The organism is Dellaglioa sp. CoH-57-MRSF-17, from assembly GCF_056782015.1.
Map to the genome: position 1 here is coordinate 1 of NZ_JBXAXY010000005.1, position 25,162 is coordinate 25,162.

The following is a 25,162-nucleotide window of genomic DNA, read 5'->3' on the forward strand; positions in this document are numbered from 1 at the left end:
CGAACACAGAAGTTAAGCTTCTTAGCGCCAAGAGTAGTTGGGGGTCGCCCCCTGCGAGGGTAGGACGTTGCCATGCTAATAATAAATAAAAAAAGGACATTAACATAATTGTTAATGTCCTTTTTTTATGCGATTGTAAAATAAAAAGCCGCTTACCGGATTTGAACCGGTGACCCCCACCTTACCATGGTGATACTCTACCTACTGAGCTAAAGCGGCATTACTATAAAAGTCTATAGTAATATTAAAAATAAATCAACCTAAATTTAAACAATCAAAACACTAGAATTATTTATGGAATTCGTAAGCAACGGAGATAGTGACTCAATGGAAAAGATAGTTAAGGTATGCATTGCTCGTGAACAAAGAGTATAAAGGGTACCAAGATCATTTTTTGAAATATAATTTTTTTTTGAAATATCAAAAGCAATAACAGAATCAAATTCCAAGCCTTTAGCTAAATAAATAGGTAATATTATTGTTTCTTCTGGAATTTTTCTGTCGCCATCTGTAACCATTGTTAATTTTACTAATGATCTGAGTTCACTATATAGTAATTTACATTCAGCCAAATTTTTAGTGATGATAGTTACTGGTTGGTTATTAGTATCACCATTTTTAATTAGGGCTATTAAAGATGCTAGTGCAGAAGCCCGGGTTTTACTAAAGTATATTTTAGGTAATTCGCCATGACGTGTGAATGATTCAATGCTATTTCCGTCTGGTAGCAATGATTTTGCAAAATTAGTAATTTCAAATGTTGATCGGTAACTTTTATTTAAAATAATTAAATTAGTTTTTTTAACTTGTAAAATATGATTTAAATTTTCTAAAAATTTAGCTGGTAAGATTAAATCATAGAATAAAGCTTGCTCACTATCTCCTAAAAGTGTTAATTTAGCGTTAGGAAAACAATTTTTTAAATATAAGAGTTGCAGCGGAGAGTAATCTTGAATTTCATCAATAAAAAGATGTTCGATATTTCTATTTTGACCATCACCCGTTAGTAAGTCTCGTAGCAATAGTAGTGGTGTGGCATCTAATAACGTGATTTTATGAAGCTCTAAGTTTGATTGGAATGATTTTTTTTCTTCTATTGAAATTGTAATTTCAAGGAATTTAGCATATTGCTCATAAATATCAATAAAATAATTATTGTAAATCGCATCATATACAATATTAAAGCGATCTTTTAATATAATGGTACCAATATATGATATTTCTTTATCAATACTATCAAATTCATCGCGTTCATAATCACTTAAATATGTTTCATATTGAGAATCAGATAACGAATCAATTTCTTCACGCATCCAATCAGATTCTGCCATTTCGGCAATTCTAGTTTTTAATCGTTTTGTTAGTGTATTTTTTGTTGCGGTAAATTTATCTGATGACAACATATTATGTGGTAGATGTGTAAATATATTAGCGATTTCTTCTTTTTTAAAGAACGGGATACCTTCATAAATGATATCTGTGAAGGCTAATTCAGATGAATCTACTGCATTTAAGTAATTTTCAATTGTTTTTTTTAAAAGTGCATTACCTCTTAAATCAGATGAAGCATGTTTATTGTTTGACTCATAATTTTCAAATAAGGTTTCAACCTTTAATCCTTGAAAACGATTAGAGAAGAATTCGGCTAACGTGACTTGTCTCATGTTCTTTTCGCCCAGGCTAGGTAGTACATCGGAAATATAGTGACTGAAAAGTAGATTTGGAGAAAATAATATAATTTGATCCGCATTTAGTGATGTTCTTGAGTGATAGAGTAGAAATGCAATACGTTGTAGAATAGCGGATGTTTTCCCACTTCCGGCAACCCCCTGGACAACTAATAAGTCACTTGTTGTATCTCGAATAATTGTGTTTTGTTCTTGTTGAATTGTAGAAACAATATTTTTCATCTGTGTGTCACTTTGTTCGCCTAAAACTTGTTGCAATAATTCATCGCCAATTGTTTCATTGGTATCAAACATCGATAGGATTTTACCTTCTTTAATTTGAAATTGACGTTTTTTGGATAATTCTGTCATTTGAGTTCCTTGTGGTGTCTTATAAGAAATATGACCCAATGCGCCGTTATAATAAATACTTGAAATAGGTGCACGCCAGTCATGTATTAGAAAATTTTGATGATCATCTACTAGAGAGGCTAGACCAATATAGAGTTGTTCCTGTTCTGGATCGCCATCGTCTTGGATGTCGATACGTCCAAAATAAGGTGAATCGCCTAATTGTTTTAAAGTATGAACCTGTTTTTCTAATATTTCTTCAGTTTGGATAGTCGTGGCGACCAATTGTTTCTGTTGTTGCACTTCGGCATTCGTTTCAATTCTATCATCAACTTCAAAAGTATTGATTTTGGCATTATCTACATAGTTTTTTTCAACTGATGAGGTTTCTTTATGTGCTTTTTCACATAGTTCGGCTGTTTTAATAGATTGGTGATTAATTTCAGTAATAATTGAATCAACTCTATTTTGTTCGATTTCTTCTTCTGACATCTTAATGCCCCCTTTGTACTATTGACCTAGTTTAAAGGTTTTTGAAATATTCGTCTAGTATTTAATATTATTTGATTTTTTCTGTTGAACACGCTACACTTACACTAATAGATAATTCATTGATTATTGCGAAGTAGGAACGCCAACTAGAACAGGGACATACTGATTTTGCTGGAAGGTATGGTGGCGGACTGAATTGGATATATGAGAATTTTGGGTAACCTCCTTATCGGTAAGTGGCAGAATTTTATTCTGCAATTTAGGTGGTACCACGAGACAGTCGTCCTATTGTTATTTACTAACAATAGGACTTTTTTTATAGATAGAAAGGGAGCGTAAATATGACAAAAAAAGTAGTCTTATCAGGGGATCGACCTACGGGGAAACTACATATCGGGCACTACATCGGTTCATTAAAGAATCGTGTTGAAATGCAAAATTCTGGTGATTATGAGATATTCATCATGATTGCTGATCAACAAGCTTTGACAGATAACGCACGTGATCCGGAAAAAATTAAAAATAGTTTAATTCAAGTAGCGTTAGATTATCTAGCGGTTGGTATTGATCCAAACAAATCAACTATTTTTGTTCAATCTCAAATTCCTGCATTAACGGAACTAACAAGTTATTACTTGAATTTGGTAACTGTTTCTCGCTTGGAACGTAATCCTACAGTTAAAGCTGAAATTCAACAAAAGAATTTTGAACGCAGTATTCCTGCCGGATTTTTTGTTTATCCGGTTAGCCAGGCTGCAGATATTACAGCATTTAAAGCAACAGTTGTACCTGTTGGCGATGATCAAGAACCAATGATTGAACAAACACGCGAAATCGTTAGAAGTTTTAATACAATTTATCAACAAGATATTCTTGTTGAACCAGAAGGTGTCTTCCCTCCAAAAGGGCAAGGACGTTTACCTGGATTAGATGGTAATGCAAAAATGAGTAAGTCACTAGGAAACGGGATTTTCCTTGCCGATGATGCGGAGACATTGAAGAAGAAAGTAATGTCAATGTATACAGATCCAGATCATATTCATGTTGAAGATCCAGGTAAAGTTGAGGGTAACATGGTATTTACTTATCTTGATATCTTTGATAAAGATACTGAAAAAGTTGCCGAACTTAAGGCCCAGTATCAAGCAGGTGGCTTAGGCGATGTTAAAATTAAACGTTATTTAAATGAAGTACTTGAAGCTGAGTTAGCTCCAATTCGTGAACGACGAGCTGAATTAGCTAAAGATCCTGAAGCCATTTATGCAATGTTAAAAGCGGGTAGTGATAAAGCTAATGCTGTTGCAAACCAAACATTGAACGAAGTTAGAGATGCGATTGGAATTAATTATTTTAACTAGTTCGGTTGTGAAACGTTTCTTTGATTTAGTATGAGGTGAGTAATAATGGAAAAGTTTGTTTTATTGGATTTGGGTTCAAATTCGGTTCGATTATCAATTAACGAACAACTTGATAATGGACAATTTAAAGAAATTAAGCGTTTAAAATCGGAAACACGATTATCTGAAGGGATGGGGAAATCCCGAGTGTTACAGGAACATGCGATGGCTAGGACAATTGAAGCCTTAGTTAGTTTTAAAAAACAATATGATATTTATGGACCGGTTGCTGTACATGGAATTGCCACTGCAGCTGTACGAATGGCTCGAAATCAAAAAGAATTTTTACGTCGAATTAAAGAGGCAGTTGGTGCTGATATTGAAGTTTTAAGTGGGGATGATGAAGCTTATTACGATTATATGGGTGTAATGGAAGCCTTACCAATTCATGATTGCTTGATTTTGGATACAGGTGGCGCAAGCAGTGAATTAATCCATGTGGTTAATCGAAAAGTGGTACATCTTGTGAGTTTGCCATTTGGTGCAGTGACTTTATCCGAAAAATATTTAAAAAATGAACAGATTACGAGTAAAGAATTATTTCAGTTAATGGAGTACTTGGTGACCGCTTTTCAAAAGTTGGAGTGGTTGAAGGAAGCAATGGAGTTGCCCCTCGTACTACTTGGCGGCTCAAATCGAATTATTGGACGTTTAAACCGCAAAAAACAGAAGCTAATTAATACGGAGGCAATTAATGGCTATCAATTGTCACGTAAGGCAGTTTCATTAACTTTTGAGGACTTGGTAGGCTTGACGACTAAAAAGCGTGCACAAGTCAGTGGTATAGCTTCTAACCGTGCGGATATTATTGTAGGTGGAATTGCACCAGTTGTTGTTCTGGGACAATATTTAAATTCTGTTGGTGTCATTTTTTCTGAAAGTGGTGTCCGAGAAGGTTATTTAACAACTAAATTAGGTAAATAAAAAGACATCAAAAATTGATGTCTTTTTATTTTGGTAAAATATCTTCGAATGTCATTGCTGATAAAAATTTTTGAATGCGTTCTGTAGGGTGATTGAAAAATTCGTCTGGTGAACCATTAAATAAGATATTGCCATCTTCTAGAAAAATGATATTATTGGCAACAGCTTTTGCAAAGGCCATATTATGAGTAACGATAACCATTGATTTTTTTTCTATATCCAACTTAAGTAGAACTCTTAAAACCTCTGCTTCTAATTCAGGATCTAGTGCAGAAGTTGGTTCATCAAATAATAAATATTTAGGATTCATTGCCATTGCTCTAGCAATAGCTACACGTTGTTGTTGACCACCAGATAACTGGCTTGGATAGTAATTAGCACGATCTGAAAGACCGACTAATTCTAAAAGTTCTTCAGCGCGTTGTGCAACAATTAATTTTTGTTCCTTTAAAACGTGAAGGGGTCCTTCCATAACATTTTTCAAAACAGTTAAATGAGGAAATAAGTTATAGTCTTGGAAAACCATACCTGTTTCACGACGAACTTCCAAAATTGTTTTTTCACTGATTGGTTGGGTAAAGTCGATCTTTTTATCATCTAATGAGTAGAGACCTTCTTCGGGTTGTTCTAATAAATTAAATGAGCGTAATAAGGTTGATTTACCGGAACCAGAAGGACCAACGATGACGGTTGTTTCGTTTTCTGGTAATTCAAATGACAACGATTTTAAGACTTTATGTTGGTCGAAGTATTTATTAACATTTTCAAATTTAATCAAAGTTAAGACCTCCTAGTTATTTTTAATGTAACGCGATGTTCTTTTTTCTAGATAATATTGACCAACGTTTAAAATTGAGCAAAAGACTAGATAAACGACCGCTACTTCACAGTATAAGGTCATAGGTTCATAAGTTCTTGCCGCAATTTGTTGACCAACGGAAAACATTTCGACAATCGTGATTGAGAAGGCTAATGACGTATCCTTTATTAAACCAATGAAACTATTTGATAAAGGTGGAAGTGAGACCCGTGCTGCTTGTGGTAAAATAACGCGAAATAACACGGTTGTGTGTGTCATACCAATGGCGTAACCAGCTTCCCACTGACCTTTTGAAATTGATAGAATAGCTGCACGAATTGTTTCCGATGCATAAGCACCAACGTTTAATGAAAAAACAATAACAGCGGCACTGAATGCGCCGAATTCAACTGTATAAGGTGCTGGTAATCTAGGTAGTCCATAAAATAGGATAAATAATTGCACAATCAAAGGCGTTCCTCTGAAAATCCAAACATAGAATGAAAAGAATGCTTTACCAATCCCTTTTAAAATTTGGGTGAAGGTACTGCCTTTTTTTATATCTGATATTCGAACTAGTGCGGTGATAATTGCGATGATGATCCCGATAACGAATGAAATTATCGTCAAAGGGATAGTGTAGCGAATTCCAGCTTCTAAAATGGTTGGGAGTGAATCAATAACAAGTTTCATAAACGCGGAACCTCTCTTAATCTATTATTAATAAAAAAAGACTGATGACAAAATGGATTTTGCACCAGTCCTTTTGGAATTATTTATTTGTGATGTCGCTACCAAAATATTTTTTTGATAGTTTTGATAATGAGCCATCAGCACGTAATTCTTTAAGTGCTTTGTTTAATTCTTTTTGTAATTTTGGGTTGTCCTGTTGGATTAAGCCAGCAACTTTTAATGCTGGAATTTCAGAACCTGTTGAAATTGTTTTAATGTTCGTATCAGGTTTTTCTTTTAAGTATGAATAGACAGCATCGTTACTGTTAATGGTACCATCAGCCCGACCATCTAGGATTAAACTGATTGTATTTGCAAAATCATCTGTTGAGACAACATCAGCACCAAGGCGTTCAGCATCGGCTCCATTTTCACTTGTAACCGTTTGTGCCATCTTTTTACCCTTAATATCTTTAATCGTTTTAATAGAAGAGTTATTATTTTTGACGACTAAAATTGATTTTGAATAAATATAAGGTGATGTAAAGTTGTATTTATCTTGACGTTCTTTTGTAACACCAACGTTGTTTAAAACAACGTCGTATTTGTTAGCATCTAATCCTGCAACTAATGAATCCCATTTTGATTCGATAAATTTAGGCGTTAAATCCATTTTTTTAGCTAATTGTTTACCAAGATCAACTTCGAAACCAGTTAATTTATTGTTACTATCGTGGTAACTATAAGGGCGGTAAGTACCTTCTAATCCGATTGTTAATGTACCCTTTGTTTGTGTTACATCGGATGCTGTATCTTTCGATTTACCGCAGGCGGTTAAAGCAAGAGCAATCAATAACACACTGGCAAGACTTAATATTTTTTTCATTTTAGTACGCCCCTTTTTTTAAAAGTAATATATTATCTATCTATAATAGCGTAAAATAAGCTAAGAAACCAATTATTTCTCTTACTAAAAGTAAAAACAACAAAAAGGACTAAGGTAATGACAAAATTTATAAAATTTTATCAAAAAAAATGGCATGATAGATTAATAACCTTATTAAATGACAATCTTATTTCAGATGATGAAAAATTAGAAATAGAAACGCATGCTCTTAATCATGAATTAGGGGATCAGATGACTGAAAATTATATAGCAGATTTTACCTTGCCAGAAGGTATTGCGTTTAATTATTTAGTTGATGGAAAAAAGATGACGGTCCCAATGGTAACTGAAGAACCTTCTGTAATTGCGGCAAATAATAATGGGGCAAAAATAATTGCATCTGCGGGTGGATTTACAACAAAAATTAAATCACGCTTAATGATAGGTCAAGTTATTTTAGAAAATATTGATGATGCGGATAACGTTATCAACCAAATTAATGAACAACAATTGAATTTAATTAAAATAGCGAATGCTGCTCGTCCTTCACTTGTAAAACGAGGCGGTGGCGCACGTTGGGTCAGAGTTCGAAAACTAGCAGCTGATCTAATTTCGGTAGATTTAGCAGTAGATGTTCAAGAAGCAATGGGCGCTAATAGTGTAAATACAATGATGGAGGCAGTTGGTGAAACGCTGCAAACACAGTTTAAACAAGACGTCCTTATGAGTATTCTATCCAACTACGCAACAGATTCATTAGTTGAATCAAGCTGCTCAATTCCTTTTACGTTGTTAGATTCTGCAGAAATTAGTGGTGAACACATAGCTAAGAAAATTGTCTCAGCAAGTCGAGTGGCTCAACTTGACCCATATCGTGCCGTCACACATAATAAAGGTATTATGAATGGGATTGATGCGGTTCTCATTGCTTCGGGAAACGATTGGCGTGCCGTTGAAGCAGGTGCTCATGCTTATGCTAGCCAAGATGGCCAGTATCGTGGCTTGACGAAATGGTCGATAGTCAGTGATAATTTAGTTGGCATAATTAAATTACCAATGCCCATAGGAGTTGTTGGGGGTTCGATTGATATTGTCCCAATGGTTCAAATTAATAAAAAAATGATGGGTATTCGATCAGCAAAAGAGCTTGCTAGTTTGGTTGCAAGTGTTGGGTTAGCTCAAAATTTAGCGGCACTTAAAGCACTTGTTTCTGAGGGTATTCAAAAGGGACATATGGGTCTTCAACTAAAATCACTGGCAGTTAAAGTTGGCGCTGTAGACGAAGAAGTGGCACAATTAACTGAGTTATTAAAAAATGAGAATCGACCAGATACAGAGGTTGCAACAAAAAAACTAAATGAATTAAGAAAAAAAGGGGATAATTAAATGGTTGAGATTACATTACACCAAAATACACAAAATTTAATTACTACAATTAAAGAACAATTTGATGGAGAAATTAAAATTCAATATGGTGGCGAAAAAGTTGGGTTTATTAAGCATCAACAAGTAGAATCTCGGTTAGAAGATGGAAATTTCATTATTAATGTGACTGATATTACAGCACCTGATTACTTGATTTCGCATGAACTATTCCATTTTTTCTTGCAACTTAATCAGGCACCTGAATTAATGTTAAAAATGACAACGGATGATTTTAATATCGACGATAAAATCAATGCGACGGCTGTTCAACTTTATGATACGGTTTTACATGGGACTATTTTTAGATTACAAGAAGAAAATGGGTTTATTGATGATAATATTAGAGAATTATTCTATCAAGGAATCTTGGCAACAGTGACTGCTGAACCTAAAGAAGGTAGCGGCCCAGATGAATGGGGAATGTACCGATTAATCACACTTTTAGATGCTTTGGTGTTCTTTCAAAATGAAGATATGGAACAAATTACTGAAAAATTCTTAGAATTTTACCCTATCGCAACAGATGCTGCACTTAAATTATTGGAAATCTTAACATCTAATGACTTACGTGCACCTTTTGAAGCTCGCCGAGCAACGGTTGCCTTATTTAAAGCCTTCGATGCACAACTTGAAGCGTGGAAATTACCAAAAATGTACTTAAATACGTTTGCAACGTTAACACCAGTTTTCAGTGAACGTCAATTAAAATTAGAAGTACGTCAATTGTTTGATATTATGCATTCTGAATTTAAAAGTAATGTTAATTTTGCGTCAGCTTATGTTGGTATTCAAAAGAATGATCAACAAAATGCATTTGTTATTACAGTACCTAGAAATGCGGATTCAAAAGAGGTTATTTTACGTACGTACGATATGACAGTGTTAGAATTAATGCAAACAATTAAGATGCGCTTTATAGTTAGAACTGCTGAATAATGATTGATTTAGCAAAATATAATCTAGCTGTTATCACAGCTGGAAACAACATTTTATTATTAAATCGTTTGAAAAAACCATATGTTGGTCTTTGGAATGGAATTGGTGGTAAACGTGAACCACAAGAATCTGAACTTGCAGGGATGCTTCGTGAATTATATGAGGAAACAGGAATCAAAATTACCGATTCTCAATGTAGACCAACGGGTTATCTTGAATGGTCAGTGGACGACGAATATCAAGCTACAATAGCGTTATTTCATATCTCTTTACAACAACCATTTGGAAAACAATATCCACAAAGAACACGAGAAGGTATTTTAGCAGACTTTCCAGTTGAATGGGCTTTGAATAAGCAAAACGTCGGACTAACACCTGATTTAGTTCCTGTGTTACCCTATATTTTAAAGGATGAATTTCATCGATATTTGACAAATTTTAATGGTTCACAATTAGTTGATTTTAAAATTAAATTATAGTGAAGGACTGTTGTAAAATGATTGAACACAGTGAAATTTTTACTCGATTAAATAATCTAAAGACTAGATTACAATGGCTAACTTATTTTCAGCGGTTTTTTGACTTCATTCTGTTTTACTTTGGTTTTTCTAGTTTTTTTGGTGGAAATCCAATAACGTTATTTGGAACAGTTTTCACAAAAGGTGAAGGGTTACTACTAACGTTGATGGTTGCGGCGATAACGTTTAGTATCACGGCACTGAAACAAGATCCAAGACGGGTTGGGCGGATTTTAATTACCATTTTAGATGGACAGCTATCTGAAAAAGAAATTATGATTATTCGTCAATTTCAAAAATATGCACGCTAATTTTAAAAGAGATAGTCTATGTTAAACTCACGGACTGTCTCTTTTTATTGCTTAAAATCGGCTGAAAACTATGATATACTGTTAAGGAGTTTATACAGAACGAATGTTAAAAAACACATGAAATACGATACGGAAAGGGTCTTAAAAAATGACAGAAAAACCCACATTTTATTTAACAACACCAATTTATTATCCATCTGGTAAATTACATATTGGAAATTCATACACAACAATTGCGTGTGACGTCTTAGCACGTTACAAACGCCAAAAAGGATATGATGTTTTCTTCTTAACGGGAACAGATGAACATGGTTTGAAAATCGAACAAAAAGCTGAAGAATTAGGGACAACACCACAAGCTTATGTCGACGGTATGGCTAGTGATATTAAAGAATTATGGAAAACCCTTGAAATTACAAATGATAAATTTATTCGAACAACAGATGATCAACATGAAAAAGCTGTGCAATATATCTTCGATAAATTACTTAAACAAGGCGATATTTATTTAGGAGAATACGAAGGCTGGTACTCTGTTTCTGATGAAGAATTCTTTACAGAATCACAGTTGGCTGAAGTTTTCCGTGATGATGACGGTAAAATGGTTGGTGGTAAAGCGCCAAGTGGTCACGAAGTTTCATTAGTTAAAGAAGAATCATATTTCTTTAAAATGAGTAAATATGCAGATCGTTTACTAAAATATTATGAAGATCATCCTGATTTTATTCAACCAGAATCACGTAAAAATGAAATGATAAATAATTTCATTAAACCTGGTTTGGAAGATCTTGCTGTATCTAGAACGACATTTAACTGGGGCGTAAAAGTTAAAAGTAACCCTAAACATGTTGTTTATGTTTGGATTGACGCTTTAGCAAATTATATTACAGCCTTGGGTTATGGTTCAGATGATACTGAACTATTTGATAAATATTGGCCTGCAGATGTTCAAATGGTTGGTAAAGAAATCGTGCGTTTCCATACGATTTACTGGCCAATTATTTTGATGGCGCTCGATTTACCTTTACCAAAACAAATTTTTGGTCATGGTTGGTTGTTAATGAAAGACGGTAAAATGTCTAAATCAAAAGGTAACGTTATCTATCCAGAAATGTTAGTAGAACGCTATGGATTGGATGCACTCCGTTACTACTTAATGCGCGCTGTACCATTTGGTAATGATGGTGTCTTCACACCAGAAGACTTTGTTTCACGTGTTAATTTTGATTTAGCTAATGATTTAGGGAACTTATTAAATAGAACTGTTGCGATGATTAACAAATACGATGGTGGTAAAATTCCAGCATTAAAGGGTAACGTAACTGAATTTGATGGAGACTTAGGTCAAACAGCTGAAGATACAATTACGGAATATACTGAATTAATGGATAAAATGGAATTCTCAGATGGATTAAATGCTATCTGGAAATTAGTTGCTAGAACAAATAAATATATTGATGAAACACAACCATGGGTTTTAGCTAAAGATGAAGCACGTAAAGCTGAACTTGATAGTGTTATGGTACATTTAGCAGCTAGTTTACGTGTGATTGCTGTCTTAATCCAACCTATTATGACGCATGCACCTAAAGAAATTTTTGAACAATTAGGTTTAGACACGGCAGATATGGCTATTGAAGAATTAAACTACTCTGATTTCCCAATGGACAGCGTCGTTGTTGAAAAAGGAACGCCTATTTTCCCACGCTTAGATGTTGAAGAAGAGATTGCCTATATTAAAGATCAAATGACAGTTTCAGATAAGAAGAAAGGGCGTAAAGCAATGGCAGTTAATGATACAGAGGATTCTTTAGATTGGAATCCAGAAAATGTGGCTCTAAACTTAACATTACCTCAAACGACATTTGATCAATTTGAGCCAAATGAATTAAAAGTTGCTGAAATTATTCAAGTTGAAAAAGTACAAAATGCTGATAAACTATTGAAATTTAGATTAGATGCTGGTGATCCTGATCATCGTCAAATCTTGTCTGGTGTAGCAGAGTTTTATCCTGAAACAGATGTCTTATTAGGAAAAAAAGTTGTGATTGTTGCGAACTTAAAACCGCGTAAGATGAAAGGCGAAATTAGCCAAGGAATGATTCTATCTGTAGAATACGATGGTAAATTGAAATTAATTACCGTTGATGAAGATATTAAAAATGGCGCAATTGTAGGCTAAATAAAGTAAGGACTGGAAACAAAACTTGGTTTTGCTCTAGTCCTTCTTCATTTTACTGCTAGAAAGGAGAGGTATCCCTTGGAAATATTTGACACACATACACATATTAATTCTGATGAATTTACAACGGAAATTCCTGAAGTTATTGAGCGTGCAAAAGCATTTGACGTGACTAAAATGGCAATTGTTGGATTTGATCAACCAAGCATTTTGAAATCACTAGAACTATCAAAAAGCTATCCTAATTTATATTCTATAATTGGTTGGCATCCAGAAGAGGCAAAAACCTACACACCGGAGACTGAAGAAGTTTTGATAGAACAATTACAGTCGCCAAAAGTTGTCGCAATGGGTGAAATGGGCCTAGATTACCATTGGGATACGTCTCCAATTGAAACGCAGAAAAAAGTTTTCAAACGTCAGGTTGAGATTGCGAAGGCGTTAAAATTACCAATTTCTATTCATAATCGAGATGCCTTTGAGGATGTTTATACAATCCTGAAAGAAGCTGATATTCGTGATATTGGTGGCATTATGCATAGCTTTAATGGTGATGCAAAATGGGCAGAGAAATTCTTAGACTTAGGGATGCATTTATCCTATAGTGGTATTGTGACTTATAATAGTGCTAAAGAAGTTCATGAAGCCGTTAAAGTGACACCAAGCAACCGAATTTTAATTGAAACAGATGCACCATATTTAACGCCAGAACCTTATAGAGGTCAGCGCAATGAACCAGGATACACAAGATACGTCTTGGAAGCTGTCGCAAAAATTCGAGAGAGTTCAAGTATTGATATGGCAGCGGCAACATTTAAAAATGCCGAAAACTTATTTAGGATAGGGTAATATGCAGAAAATTAGAGAAGTAATCGTAGTTGAAGGTCGCGATGACACAAAACGTATCCATTTAGCTGTTAATGCAGATACGATTGAAACACGTGGCTCAGCTATTAGTGACGAAACGTTAGATCAAATTGAACTGTTGCAAGAAACTCGAGGCGTAATTGTATTTACGGACCCTGATTTTTCTGGTGAAAAAATTCGTAAAACTATTTCAGCACGCGTTCCAAATGTACAGCATGCTTTTCTGAAAAAAAGTGAAGCTGTCCCAGATCATAAAGGGAGTTTAGGCGTTGAACATGCTTCAGTTGAAGCGATTCGTGAAGCGCTAGATCATTTGTATACAGAAATGCCTGATGGCGAAACATTGATCAGCTTAGAGGATTTACAAACGGCAGGATTGATTGCCGGACCGGATGCCAAAGCTAAGCGTGAAAAATTAGGTGAGTATCTCAAAATTGGTTACACAAATGGAAAACAATTATACAATCGATTGAAACTATTTCAAATTTCACCAGAAGAGTTCGTCGACGCATTGCAAGAAATTAACGAGACAATAACGGAGGAAAAACATGGCTAACAATGATGTGCCAGACATTGCTTCACCTATTAGAACTAAAGCAATTATGGAAACTTATGGTTTAACTTTTAAAAAGAGTTTAGGCCAAAATTTTTTAACAGATAAAAACGTACTAATGAATATTGTGGACGCCGGAGATATTACGGCTGAAGATGACGTTATCGAAATCGGACCTGGTATTGGGTCATTGACTGAACAATTAGCAAGACGTGCACATCATGTTTTAGCAATTGAAATTGACCAAAATTTGATTCCTGTACTTGGCGAAACACTAAGTCCATATGATAATGTTGATATCGTGGAACAAGATATTTTAAAAGCTAATTTACCAGCGTTAGTAGAAGAACATTTTGATGGACAGCATCCATTAAAATTAGTCGCTAATTTACCTTATTACATTACAACGCCCATTATCATGCATTTACTAGAAACGGCGGTTAAATTAGATAAAATCGTTGTTATGATGCAAAAAGAAGTGGCAGAACGAATTGCAGCTGATCCAGGTAGTCGTACATATGGATCACTAACGGTAGCCGTTCAATATGAAATGGATGCTGAAGTCGCATTCGTTGTTCCAAGAACCGTCTTTATTCCACAACCTAATGTTGATTCAGCTATTATTGTTTTGAATCAAAAAGAAGGCGACGTTGAACGCCCAATTAGTGAAAAGGTCTTCTTTAAATTAGTTAAAGGAAGTTTCCAACATCGACGTAAAAGTTTATGGAATAATTTACAATCAATTTATGGTAAAACACCAGAAATTCGTGAAGCGTTACAAGCAGCATTGGATGCATCAGAAATTTCTGCTCAAATTCGTGCTGAAAAACTAAGTATTCATGAATTTATTGTTTTATCTAACAATCTTATCAAAGTAGAAGAGAAATTTAATTAACTTCTTATTGAACTACTGATGTTCGATGTGGTATAATTGCAAATCTTGTGAAACTATGGTATGATGTTTCACATAAGAAGGTGAAGCCCATCATGCCAGAAACTTTAGCCAGCATCAAAGGTACGCTAGATGCCCAAGTCGGAAAAAATTTAACGGTAGTTGCTCAAGCCGGTAGAAAGAAAACTACAGAACGTAAAGGGATTTTACGCGAAACATTCCCAGCTATTTTTGTAGTCGATTTAAACCAAGATGAGAATTCATTCGAGCGCGTTTCATATAGCTACACAGACGTATTAACAAAAAATATTGAAATTGATTTTGAAGATTAAAAATAAGTATAAAAGCCTAGGTAGGGATGTTTTTAGAACATCTTAACTTAGGCTTTTATTTTTAGAAATAATTAGTATAATTAGAGTTAATTAAGGACTTATAGGATTAGGTGAGAACATGGAGATTCGTGAAAAAGCCCCAGCTAAAATCAACTTGAGTTTAGACACCCCATTTAACCATCAAGATGGTGAACAAGAATGGCGAATGGTGATGACATCAGTTGATTTAGCAGACTACTTACATATCAAATCGCTAGACGATCGAACGGACATTACAGTGGAAACTGATAGTGGTTTTTTACCGTGTGATCACCGAAATTTAGCCTATAAAGCAGCAAAAATTTTACAGGATAAATTTCAGATTAAAAAAGGTGCCCAAATACATATCAAGAAGCAAATCCCAGTTGCTGCTGGGCTAGGTGGCGGTTCATCAGATGCAGCAGCCGTTTTACGTGCTTTGAATCAATTATGGAAACTCAATTTATCTTTAGCAGAGTTGGCAAAAATTGGTTTAAAAATTGATTCTGATGTGCCTTACTGCGTTTATAGTAGAACGGCTCATGTAACGGGTCGTGGTGAGAAGATTGCTATTTTAAAAGACTTACCCCCTGTTTGGTTAGTGGTTGCAAAACCTAAGATTAGTGTTTCAACACCAACTATTATTAGACAAATTGATTATACGCGACTCACTCATCCAAATGTAAACGCCGTTGTGAATGCAATTGAGGACGACGATATGGATGCCATAATTGATAATCTAGGTAATGCGCTTGAACCGATTACAGCTGAACGTCATCCCGAAATTACACGTTTAAAAGAAAAAATGATAAAATTTGGGGCAGATGCAGCAGAAATGAGTGGATCAGGCCCAACTGTATTTGCGATATGTCGTAAAAAAAGTCGAGCACAGCACGTCTACAATAGTTTAAAAGGTTTCTGTGAAGAGGTCTACCTAGTGAGACCGTTAAGTTGATTTTATTGCGATAATTAGCATAATTTGTTATGTTGAAGGCATTAAATACAACTGAAAATGAGGGACAACTTGTGGAAGCCTTAATTGAAATTGACTATACAAATGATTTTGTAGCGACAGATGGACACTTAACGGCGGGAAAACCTGCTCAAGAGATTGAAGCTCGAGTGATAGAATTAATGAATGAGTTTGAACAAAAAGGTGATTATGTTGTTTTAGCAACTGATATTCATTATGAAAATGACCCATTTCATCCAGAAACTAATTTATTTCCACCACATAATATTGCAGGTACAAACGGTCGTAAATTCTATGGTGAGTTGGAGCCTTGGTATCAGGCGCATAAAGATAAATCAAATGTTTATATGATGGATAAAACGAGATATAGTGCTTTTGCGGGAACGGATTTAGATTTAAGATTACGAGCTCGGTCAATTGAAACAGTGCATTTAATTGGTGTTTGCACAGATATTTGTGTTTTGCATACCGCAATTGACGCATATAATTTGGGCTATAAGATTGTCATTCATGAAAAGGCGACAGCTAGTTTTAATCAAGCTGGACATGTATGGGCACTGTCACATTTTAAGGATTCTCTGGGTGCAGAAATTAAAGATTAGTGGATTTAGTACAGCTATTGTTGGAAGAGAGTGTTGTCACTTTGTGATAGCACTTTTTTTTATTAAAAAATTGGAGATAATGACTAATTAAGCGACTAGTTAAGAACGCATCCTTCTATTTACATACTACCTAATATAGGTTAACTTTATAACTAAGACATGATTTAATGTAGCGTGTTAGATTAATCTAATTTGCAAGAAAATGGGGGATTGTCTTTGGGAGAATAAAAGCCATATTTGGGGAAAGGTATGGAGGAAACATAAGTGTTGATAGTTAGTTTATGAGTAACAGATATTGAGTACATATATAGAAAAAATAGGGATGTAATGAAGGATAAGTTAAAGTCCTAAAAATTACGAGGTGAAGATATGAAAATTTGTTCGAAATGTGGGTCTCAGAATGAAAATGATGCATTATACTGTGATAATTGTGGGCAACCGTTAGAAAATAAAAATGTTGCTCCTATGAAAACATGTCCGCAATGCAACATAGCAAATAAGGTTGAGGATCAATTTTGCAATAATTGTGGCTTTAAATTTAATCCGAAAGCGCAAGATACTAATAAAGTAGCAGCGCCAATAGTAAACAATGAAATAACAGAAAAACGAGCTAAAAATAACAACCCGATGAAAATAGTTTTAGGAATTATTTTACTTGTTATTATAGCGGGTGGCGGTTATCTTATAGCTGGAAAGTTAACGCACAAAGATAGTGTACCGACGAAGGAAACAACTACTGCAGTATCTAGCTCAAAAGAAAAGAAAACATCGGAAAAAACGCAATCTTCAGAAAATAGTTTAGTACTAAATAAAGTTAAAATTAAGAATGATATTGCAACATATATGGATGACGTTGATGGAAAAAATTCGGTCTACGTTTCGTTAACAGATGGTAGTGCACCGGTAGTTGAAAATAATCATGCGCAAGGATCAGCCAGCATGATTAAATTATTTATTTTAATTACAGCTTATTCTATGGAAAAAGAAGGGACCATCAACCTAAAGGATAGCTATGTTTTATCAGAATCGGATAAGGTCGGTGGAACGGGAGAAATCCAGAATATGAGCGCAGGTACTAGATTGTCATATAAAGAATTATTAGAAAAAATGATTGATGACAGTGATAATACTGCTGCAAATATTGTGATTGATAAACTTGGTGGATTTGCTTCAATTAATACAGAAATTAAAAAATTAGGCGCAATTAATACAACAATTAAAAGAAAAATGATGGATACAGATGCCCTTAATTCAGGAATCGATAATAAAACGTCAGTAACAGATATGGGTAAAATTCTTAAAAAAATGTATAATCATAAATTAGTGTCTAACCAATCGGATCAGGCAATGCTAGATTTACTAAAAGAAAATAAAAATCTAACTAAATTACCATCGTCCTTACCAACTGGTGTTACAGTCTATAATAAGACAGGCGAATACAACGAATATGGTATTCAAAATGATGCTGCCATTATAGAAAAAGATAAAAAGGCATTTATAGTTGTGGCGATGTCAGAATCGGGAACTGAAGATAAGCAGATTCCGGGAATGAATAGGCTAGGATTAGAATTATATCAAGATATTCTAGAGTAAAATAAGAGTTACCAGATAAAATAATGAGACGCAACATCGTAACTAATGGTTAGTTATGATGTTGCGTCTTTTTGCGCGCAAGATATTAATAGTAAATTATATTTAATTCTAATGATATAGTTCACTTTTAAATTGGAAACGGTTCACTTGCTGACAGGTCGACTTTAAATACAGTTATTATAACAAGATGAACTTATACGAATGACAGCTTAACACCGTAGTGACACTTAAAAAAGTTGACGTAGCTGTACCTAAAATGATATTCTAATATTTGTCGGTAATGGTATTGATTACTATTTAGATTACGATTTGAAAAAATGAGGGAGAAACCATGCAAAAAAAATTAATTTTAGTAAGCATAGTACTCACGATGTTAGTTGTTGTATTGACCGGGTGTGGGCAAGGGGCAACTAAGAAAGAGTCTAATAAATTACAGGTTATCACGACATTTTACCCAGTGTATGAATTTACTAAGGCAGTTGCAGGCGATAACGCAGATATAACAATGTTGATGCCTGCCGGGACAGAACCGCATGATTACGAACCTAGTGCAAAGGATATTAGTAAAATTGCGAGGTCAGATATCTTTATCTATAGTAGTAATAATATGGAAACGTGGGTTAAAAGTTTGAAATCAAGTATTGATGAAAAACAAACGCAGATTTTAAATTCTAGTCATTCAATTAAAATGATTGATGAGAACGAAGAATTGAAAAGTGAAGAGGCTGAATTAGCTAATAAAGAAGAGGAAAGTTCATTTTCATCGACTAATAATTATGACCCTCATATTTGGTTAAATCCTGAAAACGCAAAAAAAATGGTTAAAAACATTTCAAATGAATTAATTCAGCAAGATCCTAAAAATGAAAAGTATTATGTAAAACGAACAAATGCTTATTTGAAAAAATTAACGGAATTAAATCAAGAATATAAAACGACATTTAAAAATGCTAAGAATAAAACATTTGTTACGCAACATGCTGCATTTGCTTACTTGGCAAAACAATATGGACTAACGCAAGTTGCGGTTGCGGGTATTTCTTCGGATGAAGAACCTAGTCCAAGACGTTTGGCAGAGCTACAAACGTATATTAAAAAGTATCATGTAGATACCATTTTTACTGAATCTAATGATTCTAGTAAAATTGCGAATATGCTAGCTAAAGAAACAAATATTAAGGTTAAAGGATTGAATCCAATTGAAGGACTATCAAAAGTTCAAATCGAAAATGGAGAAACATACCTTTCAGTTATGCAAGATAATTTAAAATCGTTAAAAACGGTTGTTAAATAAGGAGAATAGATGAAATATATTGAAGTCAAAGATCTTACCTTTTATTACGATGAAGAACCTGTTTTACAAGATATTAATTTCCACATTGATTCGGGTGAATTTGTCATTTTAACTGGTGAAAATGGTGCTGCAAAATCAACTTTAATTAGAAATGTACTTGGCCTATTACATCCGGCTAAAGGAACTGCTGAAATTTCTAAAACTAATTTAGATAATAAAAAATTACGTGTCGGATATATCCCACAAGAGATTTCATCATTTAATGCGGGGTTTCCGTCAACAGTATATGAACTAGTAGCATCAGGCCGTTACCAACAAAATCGTTGGTTAAGACGTCTGAATAAAAATGATCATGAACATATAAAAAAAGCACTTGAAACAGTTAATATGTGGAACTTTAAGAATCATAAAATTGGTGAATTATCTGGTGGTCAAAAACAACGTGTTTGTTTAGCCCGTATTTTTGCAGCAGATCCTGATTTATTTATTTTAGATGAACCAACAACAGGGATGGATGAACAATCGCGTCACGATTTCTACGAATTATTACAACATGAAGCCCATACGCATCATAAAGGTATCTTGATGATAACGCATGATCATGAAGATGTTTCAGAATATATTGATCGTCACATTAAATTAGTTAGAAAGGAGGACTCACAATGGAGATGTTTCTCGATGGATTCATGCAACGAGCTTTAATTGCTTCACTTTTAATGGCAGTAATTACGCCGTTATTGGGATTATTCTTAGTTTTAAGAAGGCAATCGCTTTTGGCAGATACATTGTCACACGTTTCGTTAGCAGGGGTCGCGTTAGGATTGTTTGTTAATATTAATCCAACAATTACCACACTGATTGTGGTTTTAATTGCCTCAGTTTTAATTGAATTTTTAAGCAATTTATACCGTACGTATTCAGAAGTTTCAATTGCCATTATGATGTCTGCCGGACTATCAATTGCCTTAGTTTTAATGAGTTTAAATCAAGGTGCCAGTTCAATGAGTGTACAGCAATATTTATTTGGTTCAATTGTGACGATTAGTTCAGCGCAGGTTATCATTTTAGCAATTTTAACTGTATTAATTGTCGTTCTCTTCCTACTATTCAAAAAGCCAATGTATGTTTTAACTTTTGACGAAGAGACGGCTTTTGCTGAAGGGTTACCGGTTAGATTGATGTCAATTAGTTTTAACGCAGTTACAGGTGTGACGATTGCTATAATGATGCCAATTGCCGGGGCACTACTCGTTTCTGCAATTATGATTTTACCTGCAGCAATTGCAATGCGATTGGGTCGTAGCTTTAATCTGGTTATTATAATTGGTGTGATAGTTGGTGTAATAGGGATGGTTGGCGGATTAATGTCATCTTACCAATTTAATACACCGCCTGGCGCAACGATTACGCTATTATTCATTACGATTTTCATTATATGCAGTATTATTAAAGTTATATCCGTTAGACTTCAAATTAATAAACAAAAATAAAACCGAATATTAACAATCAACAAGCTACTTTTAAAAATAGCTTGTTTTTTTATTAGAAAATCATTAAAAACCGAACGTTAATAATTATATTTTGGCATTTTACTGTTATTATTCGGTAAAACGGGTTATAATGAAAATCACACTTTGAATACTAGATATGTTTAAAAGAAAGGCCTGATATATATATGAAAACAAGAAGAAGCGATCGATTAATTGATATGACTCGTTATTTGCTAGAAAGACCACATACGTTGGTTTCTTTGACGTATTTCTCAAAACGCTATGAATCAGCTAAATCATCAATCAGTGAAGATCTTGCGATTGTAAAACGTACAGTTAGAGAGCGAGGCACGGGAACGCTAGAAACAATTCCTGGCGCAGCTGGCGGTGCACGTTTTATTCCATCTATTGATGAAGCAGAAGCACGTGAATTTATTGAATCAATGACTGAGGAGTTATCAGAAAAAGATCGGTTATTACCTGGTGGCTATGTCTATCTATCTGATTTACTTGGCCGTCCTGACGTTTTACGTCAAGTAGGACGCTTGATTGCAACAGAGTACTTAGACCAAAAAATTGATGCCGTTATGACAGTTGCAACTAAAGGTGTACCCATCGCACAAAGTGTCTCAACATTTTTGAATGTGCCATTTGTTATTGTGCGTCGCGATTCAAAAATTACCGAGGGTTCAACCGTTAGTGTTAACTATGTATCTGGCTCGAGTGAACGTATTGAAAAAATGGAATTATCAAAGCGTAGTTTAAAACGTGGTGCTAACGTATTAATCGTAGATGATTTCATGAAGGGTGGCGGCACAGTTAACGGAATGAAGAGTTTAATCGAAGAGTTTGAAGCAAACTTAGTCGGTATTTCCGTTTTCGCTGAGGGCGCCTTTAGTGGTGACCGAATTGTTGATGATTATAGTTCATTGTTAAAAGTTGATGAAATTAATCATACAGACAAAACCATTCATGTTAGTGAAGGAAATTATTTAACAAAAACATTTAAAAAATAAAAAGTTAATAGATAATTTATATGAAAACTTAATGTTAAATTTAACATTAAGTTTTTTTTAGAAAATTCCAATAATAATTTAAAATCAAGTGTTTTTTAATTTCGAATAAAGTAAGCATATTTATTCGAAATCTTGCAACGCATACGGGTTTAAGCTATTATTAAGGTAGAATATTAGAATATAATTGGAGGAGACTATCTAATGACAGTTGCTAAATATGCCATTATTCTTGCTGCCGGTAAAGGTACAAGAATGAAATCTAAACTATATAAAGTGTTACATCCGATTGCTGGGCGTCCAATGGTTGACCACGTTTTATCGGAAATTGAAGCAAATAATATGGATGAAGTTGTTACTATTGTGGGACATGGTGCTGAGCAGGTTGAAGAAACGTTAGGCAATCGCTCAGAATATGTTCTTCAAGCAGAACAATTGGGAACTGGTCATGCTGTCCTTCAAGCAGAAAAAATCTTAAAAGATAAAGAGGGTATGACCATTATTGCTAATGGTGATACACCGTTACTTACTGCCAAAACATTTGGTGAATTATTTGAATATCATAAAGAAAAAGGTGCTGCTGCAACTGTTCTAACAGCACAAGCAGAAGATCCAACGGGTTACGGTCGAATTATTCGTAATGATATTGGGATTGTTGAAAAAATTGTTGAACAAAAAGATGCCACAATTCAAGAAGCTAATGTTCAAGAAATTAACACAGGTGTGTACTGTTTTGATAATAAAACTTTATTTGAAGCTTTACATGAAGTAACAAATGATAATGCACAAGGTGAATATTACTTAACTGACGTTATGGAAATTCTTAAAAAACAAGGTAAGATAGTCGCAGCTTACCGCATGAAAGATTTCTCTGAATCAATGGGTGTAAATGATCGTGTGGCTTTATCTGCTGCAACTAAAGTTATGCAACGCCGGATTAACGAAAAACATATGCGCAATGGTGTGACTTTAGTTGATCCTGAGACGACTTACATCGAATATAATGTTAAAATTGGTTCAGATACAATTGTAGAACCAGGCGTTTACTTAAAAGGTAATACAGTCATTGGTGAAGATTGTGTCATTGGTGCTCATTCTGAAATTATTGATAGTATTATTCATGATAAGGTAACTGTTACGTCATCATATCTTGAAGATTCTGAAATGGAAACAATGAGTAACATTGGACCATACAGTCACTTACGTCCTCAAGCACATATTGGTGAAGCTGCTCATATCGGTAATTTTGTAGAAATTAAAAATGCAACTATCGGTAAGAGTACTAAAGTTGGTCATTTGACTTATGTCGGGGATGCCACTTTAGGTAAAGATATTAATGTCGGCTGCGGCGTCGTTTTTGTTAATTATGATGGCGTTAATAAACACCATACCAACATTGGTGATCATTCATTTATTGGTAGTGGATCTAATGTAGTTGCACCACTAGAAGTTGGTGATCATGTATTTATCGCTGCCGGATCAACAATTACAGATAATATTGATTCACACGATATGGGTATTGCTCGTGGTCGTCAAGTGAATAAAAAAGGTTATTTTGACAAATTACCAGTAGCTCATGCACCAGAAATTGATTAGTAAGCGAATTCTTATCGGATTTTAACTTGCAATTTACTTGATTAATATTTAAAATTTTAAGTAGGGAAAATTAAATAACTGGAGGCACATATGTCAGAACATTATTTTGATCCAAAGTTGAAAATTTTTGCTTTGAACTCGAATAAACCATTGGCTGAAAAAATTGCTGATGCTGTTGGTGTTAAATTAGGTAAAACCTCTGTAGATCGCTTTAGTGATGGTGAAATCAGAATTAATATTGAAGAAAGTATTCGTGGAGATCATGTTTACATTGTTCAATCAACATCTGCACCCGTCAATGACAATATTATGGAATTATTAATTATGATTGATGCTTTGCGTCGCGCAAGTGCTAAATCAATTAATGTCGTTATTCCTTACTATGGTTATGCTCGTCAAGATCGTAAAGCACGTTCACGGGAACCAATTACAGCAAAATTAGTTGCTGACATGTTAGAAAAAGCTGGTGCAACAAGAATTTTAGCGCTTGATTTGCATGCTGCTCAAATTCAAGGATTCTTTGATATCCCAGTTGATCATTTAATGGGTGCACCTTTATTAGCTGACTACTTCTTAACCGAAGGATTAGATAAAGATTCTGTTGTCGTTTCACCTGATCATGGTGGAGTGACACGTGCTCGTAAATTAGCAGAATTCTTGAAAGCACCTATTGCAATTATTGATAAACGTCGTCCTAAAGCTAACGTTGCTGAAGTGATGAACATTATTGGTACCGTTGAAGGCAAACGTTGTATCTTAATTGATGATATGGTTGATACGGCAGGAACAATTACGCTTGCTGCTCAGGCTTTAATGGATGCCGGTGCAACTGAAGTGTACGCAAGTGCAACTCATCCGGTTTTATCAGGTCCAGCTGTTGAAAGAATTGCAAAATCACCTATTAAGCAATTTATCGTAACAGATTCAATTCAGTTACCTGAAGATAAGAAAATTGATAAATTAGTTCAAATTTCAGTGGGTCAATTAATTGGGGATGCAATCACGAGAATTCATGAAAACAAACCAGTTAGTCCATTATTTAAAAATCGTTTCCATAATGAAAAATAAAGTTAAGAAAGTTAGATAACTAATGTTGTCTAACTTTTTTTGTATCCAAATTTAGGACATAAAAAAACCGTCAGTCCAGGGAGACTGACGGAAAAAGGGAGTAGAGATAATTAATTTCAGGGGAGAAATTAGTTATGAGTTAGATTAATTTATTCGGGGAAATAAATTAAAATTTAAAAGTTATTAATTAAGGTATGAAGTTATAATAACAAGTAGTTGTGAAGAAAATGTGACGTAAAAAGGAAGAAAGTTCTTCTCGTAGTTAGTACGTTAGAGTAGTAAGCAGTCTGTTTACTTGAATATCTTAGGAC

General features: G+C 34.4%; 23 protein-coding genes, 1 tRNA gene, 1 rRNA gene and 1 pseudogene. 21 read left to right on the top strand and 5 right to left on the bottom strand.

All coding sequences use genetic code 11. The features are described 5' to 3' along the window. Positions 1–76 (top strand): 5S ribosomal RNA (rrf, locus tag AC1RPJ_RS05895); the annotation flags it as partial. Between the two features lie 70 nt (positions 77–146). Here the strand turns inward: rrf and AC1RPJ_RS05900 are convergent. Next, a tRNA-Thr gene (locus AC1RPJ_RS05900) sits at positions 147–219 on the bottom strand. 47 nt (positions 220–266) lie between these two features. Beyond that, positions 267–2,510 (bottom strand): RNA polymerase recycling motor HelD, encoded by a 2,244-nt coding sequence (helD, locus tag AC1RPJ_RS05905; protein WP_481761804.1) that lies wholly within the window; start codon positions 2,508–2,510, stop codon positions 267–269. Between the two features lie 341 nt (positions 2,511–2,851). Here helD and trpS point away from each other — a divergent pair, with 341 nt between their 5' ends. Continuing rightward, entirely contained in the window at positions 2,852–3,868 is a 1,017-nt protein-coding gene (gene trpS, locus AC1RPJ_RS05910) for a tryptophan--tRNA ligase (protein ID WP_481761803.1), read from the top strand. Positions 3,869–3,913: 45 nt separating this feature from the next. Next, positions 3,914–4,831, top strand: coding sequence for a Ppx/GppA phosphatase family protein (locus tag AC1RPJ_RS05915; protein ID WP_481761802.1), 918 nt, complete (start codon positions 3,914–3,916; stop codon positions 4,829–4,831). Between the two features lie 25 nt (positions 4,832–4,856). Here AC1RPJ_RS05915 and AC1RPJ_RS05920 read toward each other — a convergent pair whose 3' ends face one another. From AC1RPJ_RS05920 to AC1RPJ_RS05930, 3 genes are all read right to left on the bottom strand, one after another. After that, a complete protein-coding gene (locus tag AC1RPJ_RS05920; protein ID WP_481761801.1) occupies positions 4,857–5,609 on the bottom strand; it encodes an amino acid ABC transporter ATP-binding protein in 753 nt (250 codons plus the stop codon). Positions 5,610–5,621: 12 nt separating this feature from the next. After that, entirely contained in the window at positions 5,622–6,323 is a 702-nt protein-coding gene (locus tag AC1RPJ_RS05925) for an amino acid ABC transporter permease (protein WP_481761800.1), read from the bottom strand. A gap of 79 nt (positions 6,324–6,402) precedes the next feature. Beyond that, a complete protein-coding gene (locus AC1RPJ_RS05930; RefSeq protein WP_481761799.1) occupies positions 6,403–7,188 on the bottom strand; it encodes a transporter substrate-binding domain-containing protein in 786 nt (261 codons plus the stop codon). Between the two features lie 114 nt (positions 7,189–7,302). Between AC1RPJ_RS05930 and AC1RPJ_RS05935 the strand changes: the two are divergent. The 18 genes and pseudogenes from AC1RPJ_RS05935 to AC1RPJ_RS06020 form a co-directional block, all read left to right on the top strand. After that, positions 7,303–8,574, top strand: a pseudogene (locus tag AC1RPJ_RS05935) (hydroxymethylglutaryl-CoA reductase, degradative); the annotation flags it as partial. Beyond that, on the top strand, positions 8,575–9,549 hold the full coding sequence (locus AC1RPJ_RS05940; RefSeq protein WP_481761798.1) for an IpaB/EvcA family protein: 975 nt from the start codon (positions 8,575–8,577) through the stop codon (positions 9,547–9,549). After that, positions 9,549–10,028: an NUDIX domain-containing protein gene (locus tag AC1RPJ_RS05945; protein ID WP_481761797.1), complete on the top strand. Its 480-nt coding sequence runs from the start codon at positions 9,549–9,551 to the stop codon at positions 10,026–10,028. Before AC1RPJ_RS05940 ends, AC1RPJ_RS05945 begins: the two co-directional genes overlap by 1 nt. Positions 10,029–10,045: 17 nt before the next feature. Beyond that, positions 10,046–10,378 carry a hypothetical protein gene (locus AC1RPJ_RS05950; protein ID WP_409021927.1) on the top strand — a complete coding sequence of 111 codons (333 nt, stop codon included), beginning with the start codon at positions 10,046–10,048 and terminating at the stop codon, positions 10,376–10,378. A 148-nt stretch (positions 10,379–10,526) separates the two neighbouring features. Beyond that, positions 10,527–12,560, top strand: a complete 2,034-nt coding sequence (gene metG, locus AC1RPJ_RS05955) for a methionine--tRNA ligase (RefSeq protein WP_481761796.1) — start codon at positions 10,527–10,529, stop codon at positions 12,558–12,560. A 78-nt stretch (positions 12,561–12,638) separates the two neighbouring features. Next, positions 12,639–13,409 (top strand): TatD family hydrolase, encoded by a 771-nt coding sequence (locus AC1RPJ_RS05960; protein WP_481761795.1) that lies wholly within the window; start codon positions 12,639–12,641, stop codon positions 13,407–13,409. A 1-nt stretch (position 13,410) separates the two neighbouring features. After that, the gene (gene rnmV, locus AC1RPJ_RS05965) at positions 13,411–13,983 is read left to right on the top strand and encodes a ribonuclease M5 (RefSeq protein ID WP_409021930.1); all 573 of its coding nucleotides are present in this window, start codon (positions 13,411–13,413) and stop codon (positions 13,981–13,983) included. Next, entirely contained in the window at positions 13,976–14,875 is a 900-nt protein-coding gene (gene rsmA, locus AC1RPJ_RS05970; RefSeq protein WP_409021931.1) for a 16S rRNA (adenine(1518)-N(6)/adenine(1519)-N(6))-dimethyltransferase RsmA, read from the top strand. The genes rnmV and rsmA overlap by 8 nt, the downstream gene beginning before the upstream one ends. Before the next feature lie 92 nt (positions 14,876–14,967). Beyond that, on the top strand, positions 14,968–15,204 hold the full coding sequence (locus tag AC1RPJ_RS05975; RefSeq protein ID WP_409021932.1) for a Veg family protein: 237 nt from the start codon (positions 14,968–14,970) through the stop codon (positions 15,202–15,204). Between the two features lie 118 nt (positions 15,205–15,322). After that, complete coding sequence (gene ispE, locus AC1RPJ_RS05980) at positions 15,323–16,177, top strand: 4-(cytidine 5'-diphospho)-2-C-methyl-D-erythritol kinase (RefSeq protein WP_481761794.1); 855 nt, start codon at positions 15,323–15,325, stop codon at positions 16,175–16,177. A gap of 29 nt (positions 16,178–16,206) precedes the next feature. Continuing rightward, positions 16,207–16,797 (top strand): cysteine hydrolase family protein, encoded by a 591-nt coding sequence (locus AC1RPJ_RS05985; RefSeq protein WP_481761793.1) that lies wholly within the window; start codon positions 16,207–16,209, stop codon positions 16,795–16,797. A 369-nt stretch (positions 16,798–17,166) separates the two neighbouring features. Continuing rightward, entirely contained in the window at positions 17,167–18,390 is a 1,224-nt protein-coding gene (locus tag AC1RPJ_RS05990; RefSeq protein WP_481761792.1) for a serine hydrolase, read from the top strand. 331 nt (positions 18,391–18,721) lie between these two features. Beyond that, positions 18,722–19,684, top strand: coding sequence for a metal ABC transporter substrate-binding protein (locus tag AC1RPJ_RS05995; protein ID WP_481761791.1), 963 nt, complete (start codon positions 18,722–18,724; stop codon positions 19,682–19,684). A 9-nt stretch (positions 19,685–19,693) separates the two neighbouring features. Beyond that, a complete protein-coding gene (locus AC1RPJ_RS06000) occupies positions 19,694–20,386 on the top strand; it encodes a metal ABC transporter ATP-binding protein (protein ID WP_481761790.1) in 693 nt (230 codons plus the stop codon). Next, complete coding sequence (locus tag AC1RPJ_RS06005) at positions 20,347–21,174, top strand: metal ABC transporter permease (RefSeq protein ID WP_481761789.1); 828 nt, start codon at positions 20,347–20,349, stop codon at positions 21,172–21,174. The genes AC1RPJ_RS06000 and AC1RPJ_RS06005 overlap by 40 nt, the downstream gene beginning before the upstream one ends. 185 nt (positions 21,175–21,359) lie before the next feature. Beyond that, positions 21,360–22,190 carry a pur operon repressor gene (gene purR / locus AC1RPJ_RS06010; RefSeq protein WP_409021938.1) on the top strand — a complete coding sequence of 277 codons (831 nt, stop codon included), beginning with the start codon at positions 21,360–21,362 and terminating at the stop codon, positions 22,188–22,190. 201 nt (positions 22,191–22,391) lie between these two features. After that, positions 22,392–23,783 carry a bifunctional UDP-N-acetylglucosamine diphosphorylase/glucosamine-1-phosphate N-acetyltransferase GlmU gene (gene glmU / locus AC1RPJ_RS06015; RefSeq protein WP_481761788.1) on the top strand — a complete coding sequence of 464 codons (1,392 nt, stop codon included), beginning with the start codon at positions 22,392–22,394 and terminating at the stop codon, positions 23,781–23,783. Positions 23,784–23,873: 90 nt separating this feature from the next. After that, complete coding sequence (locus tag AC1RPJ_RS06020; RefSeq protein ID WP_481761787.1) at positions 23,874–24,851, top strand: ribose-phosphate diphosphokinase; 978 nt, start codon at positions 23,874–23,876, stop codon at positions 24,849–24,851. Positions 24,852–25,162 lie beyond the last annotated feature (311 nt).

Coding starts and splice junctions, on each gene's coding strand:
- helD (WP_481761804.1), bottom strand. CDS start 2,510: ATGTCAGAAGAAGAAATCGAACAAAATAGAGTTGATTCAATTATTACT.
- trpS (WP_481761803.1), top strand. CDS start 2,852: ATGACAAAAAAAGTAGTCTTATCAGGGGATCGACCTACGGGGAAACTA.
- AC1RPJ_RS05915 (WP_481761802.1), top strand. CDS start 3,914: ATGGAAAAGTTTGTTTTATTGGATTTGGGTTCAAATTCGGTTCGATTA.
- AC1RPJ_RS05925 (WP_481761800.1), bottom strand. CDS start 6,323: ATGAAACTTGTTATTGATTCACTCCCAACCATTTTAGAAGCTGGAATT.
- AC1RPJ_RS05930 (WP_481761799.1), bottom strand. CDS start 7,188: ATGAAAAAAATATTAAGTCTTGCCAGTGTGTTATTGATTGCTCTTGCT.
- AC1RPJ_RS05940 (WP_481761798.1), top strand. CDS start 8,575: ATGGTTGAGATTACATTACACCAAAATACACAAAATTTAATTACTACA.
- AC1RPJ_RS05945 (WP_481761797.1), top strand. CDS start 9,549: ATGATTGATTTAGCAAAATATAATCTAGCTGTTATCACAGCTGGAAAC.
- AC1RPJ_RS05950 (WP_409021927.1), top strand. CDS start 10,046: ATGATTGAACACAGTGAAATTTTTACTCGATTAAATAATCTAAAGACT.
- metG (WP_481761796.1), top strand. CDS start 10,527: ATGACAGAAAAACCCACATTTTATTTAACAACACCAATTTATTATCCA.
- rnmV (WP_409021930.1), top strand. CDS start 13,411: ATGCAGAAAATTAGAGAAGTAATCGTAGTTGAAGGTCGCGATGACACA.
- rsmA (WP_409021931.1), top strand. CDS start 13,976: ATGGCTAACAATGATGTGCCAGACATTGCTTCACCTATTAGAACTAAA.
- AC1RPJ_RS05975 (WP_409021932.1), top strand. CDS start 14,968: ATGCCAGAAACTTTAGCCAGCATCAAAGGTACGCTAGATGCCCAAGTC.
- ispE (WP_481761794.1), top strand. CDS start 15,323: ATGGAGATTCGTGAAAAAGCCCCAGCTAAAATCAACTTGAGTTTAGAC.
- AC1RPJ_RS05985 (WP_481761793.1), top strand. CDS start 16,207: ATGTTGAAGGCATTAAATACAACTGAAAATGAGGGACAACTTGTGGAA.
- AC1RPJ_RS05990 (WP_481761792.1), top strand. CDS start 17,167: ATGAAAATTTGTTCGAAATGTGGGTCTCAGAATGAAAATGATGCATTA.
- AC1RPJ_RS05995 (WP_481761791.1), top strand. CDS start 18,722: ATGCAAAAAAAATTAATTTTAGTAAGCATAGTACTCACGATGTTAGTT.
- AC1RPJ_RS06000 (WP_481761790.1), top strand. CDS start 19,694: ATGAAATATATTGAAGTCAAAGATCTTACCTTTTATTACGATGAAGAA.
- AC1RPJ_RS06005 (WP_481761789.1), top strand. CDS start 20,347: ATGGAGATGTTTCTCGATGGATTCATGCAACGAGCTTTAATTGCTTCA.
- purR (WP_409021938.1), top strand. CDS start 21,360: ATGAAAACAAGAAGAAGCGATCGATTAATTGATATGACTCGTTATTTG.
- glmU (WP_481761788.1), top strand. CDS start 22,392: ATGACAGTTGCTAAATATGCCATTATTCTTGCTGCCGGTAAAGGTACA.
- AC1RPJ_RS06020 (WP_481761787.1), top strand. CDS start 23,874: ATGTCAGAACATTATTTTGATCCAAAGTTGAAAATTTTTGCTTTGAAC.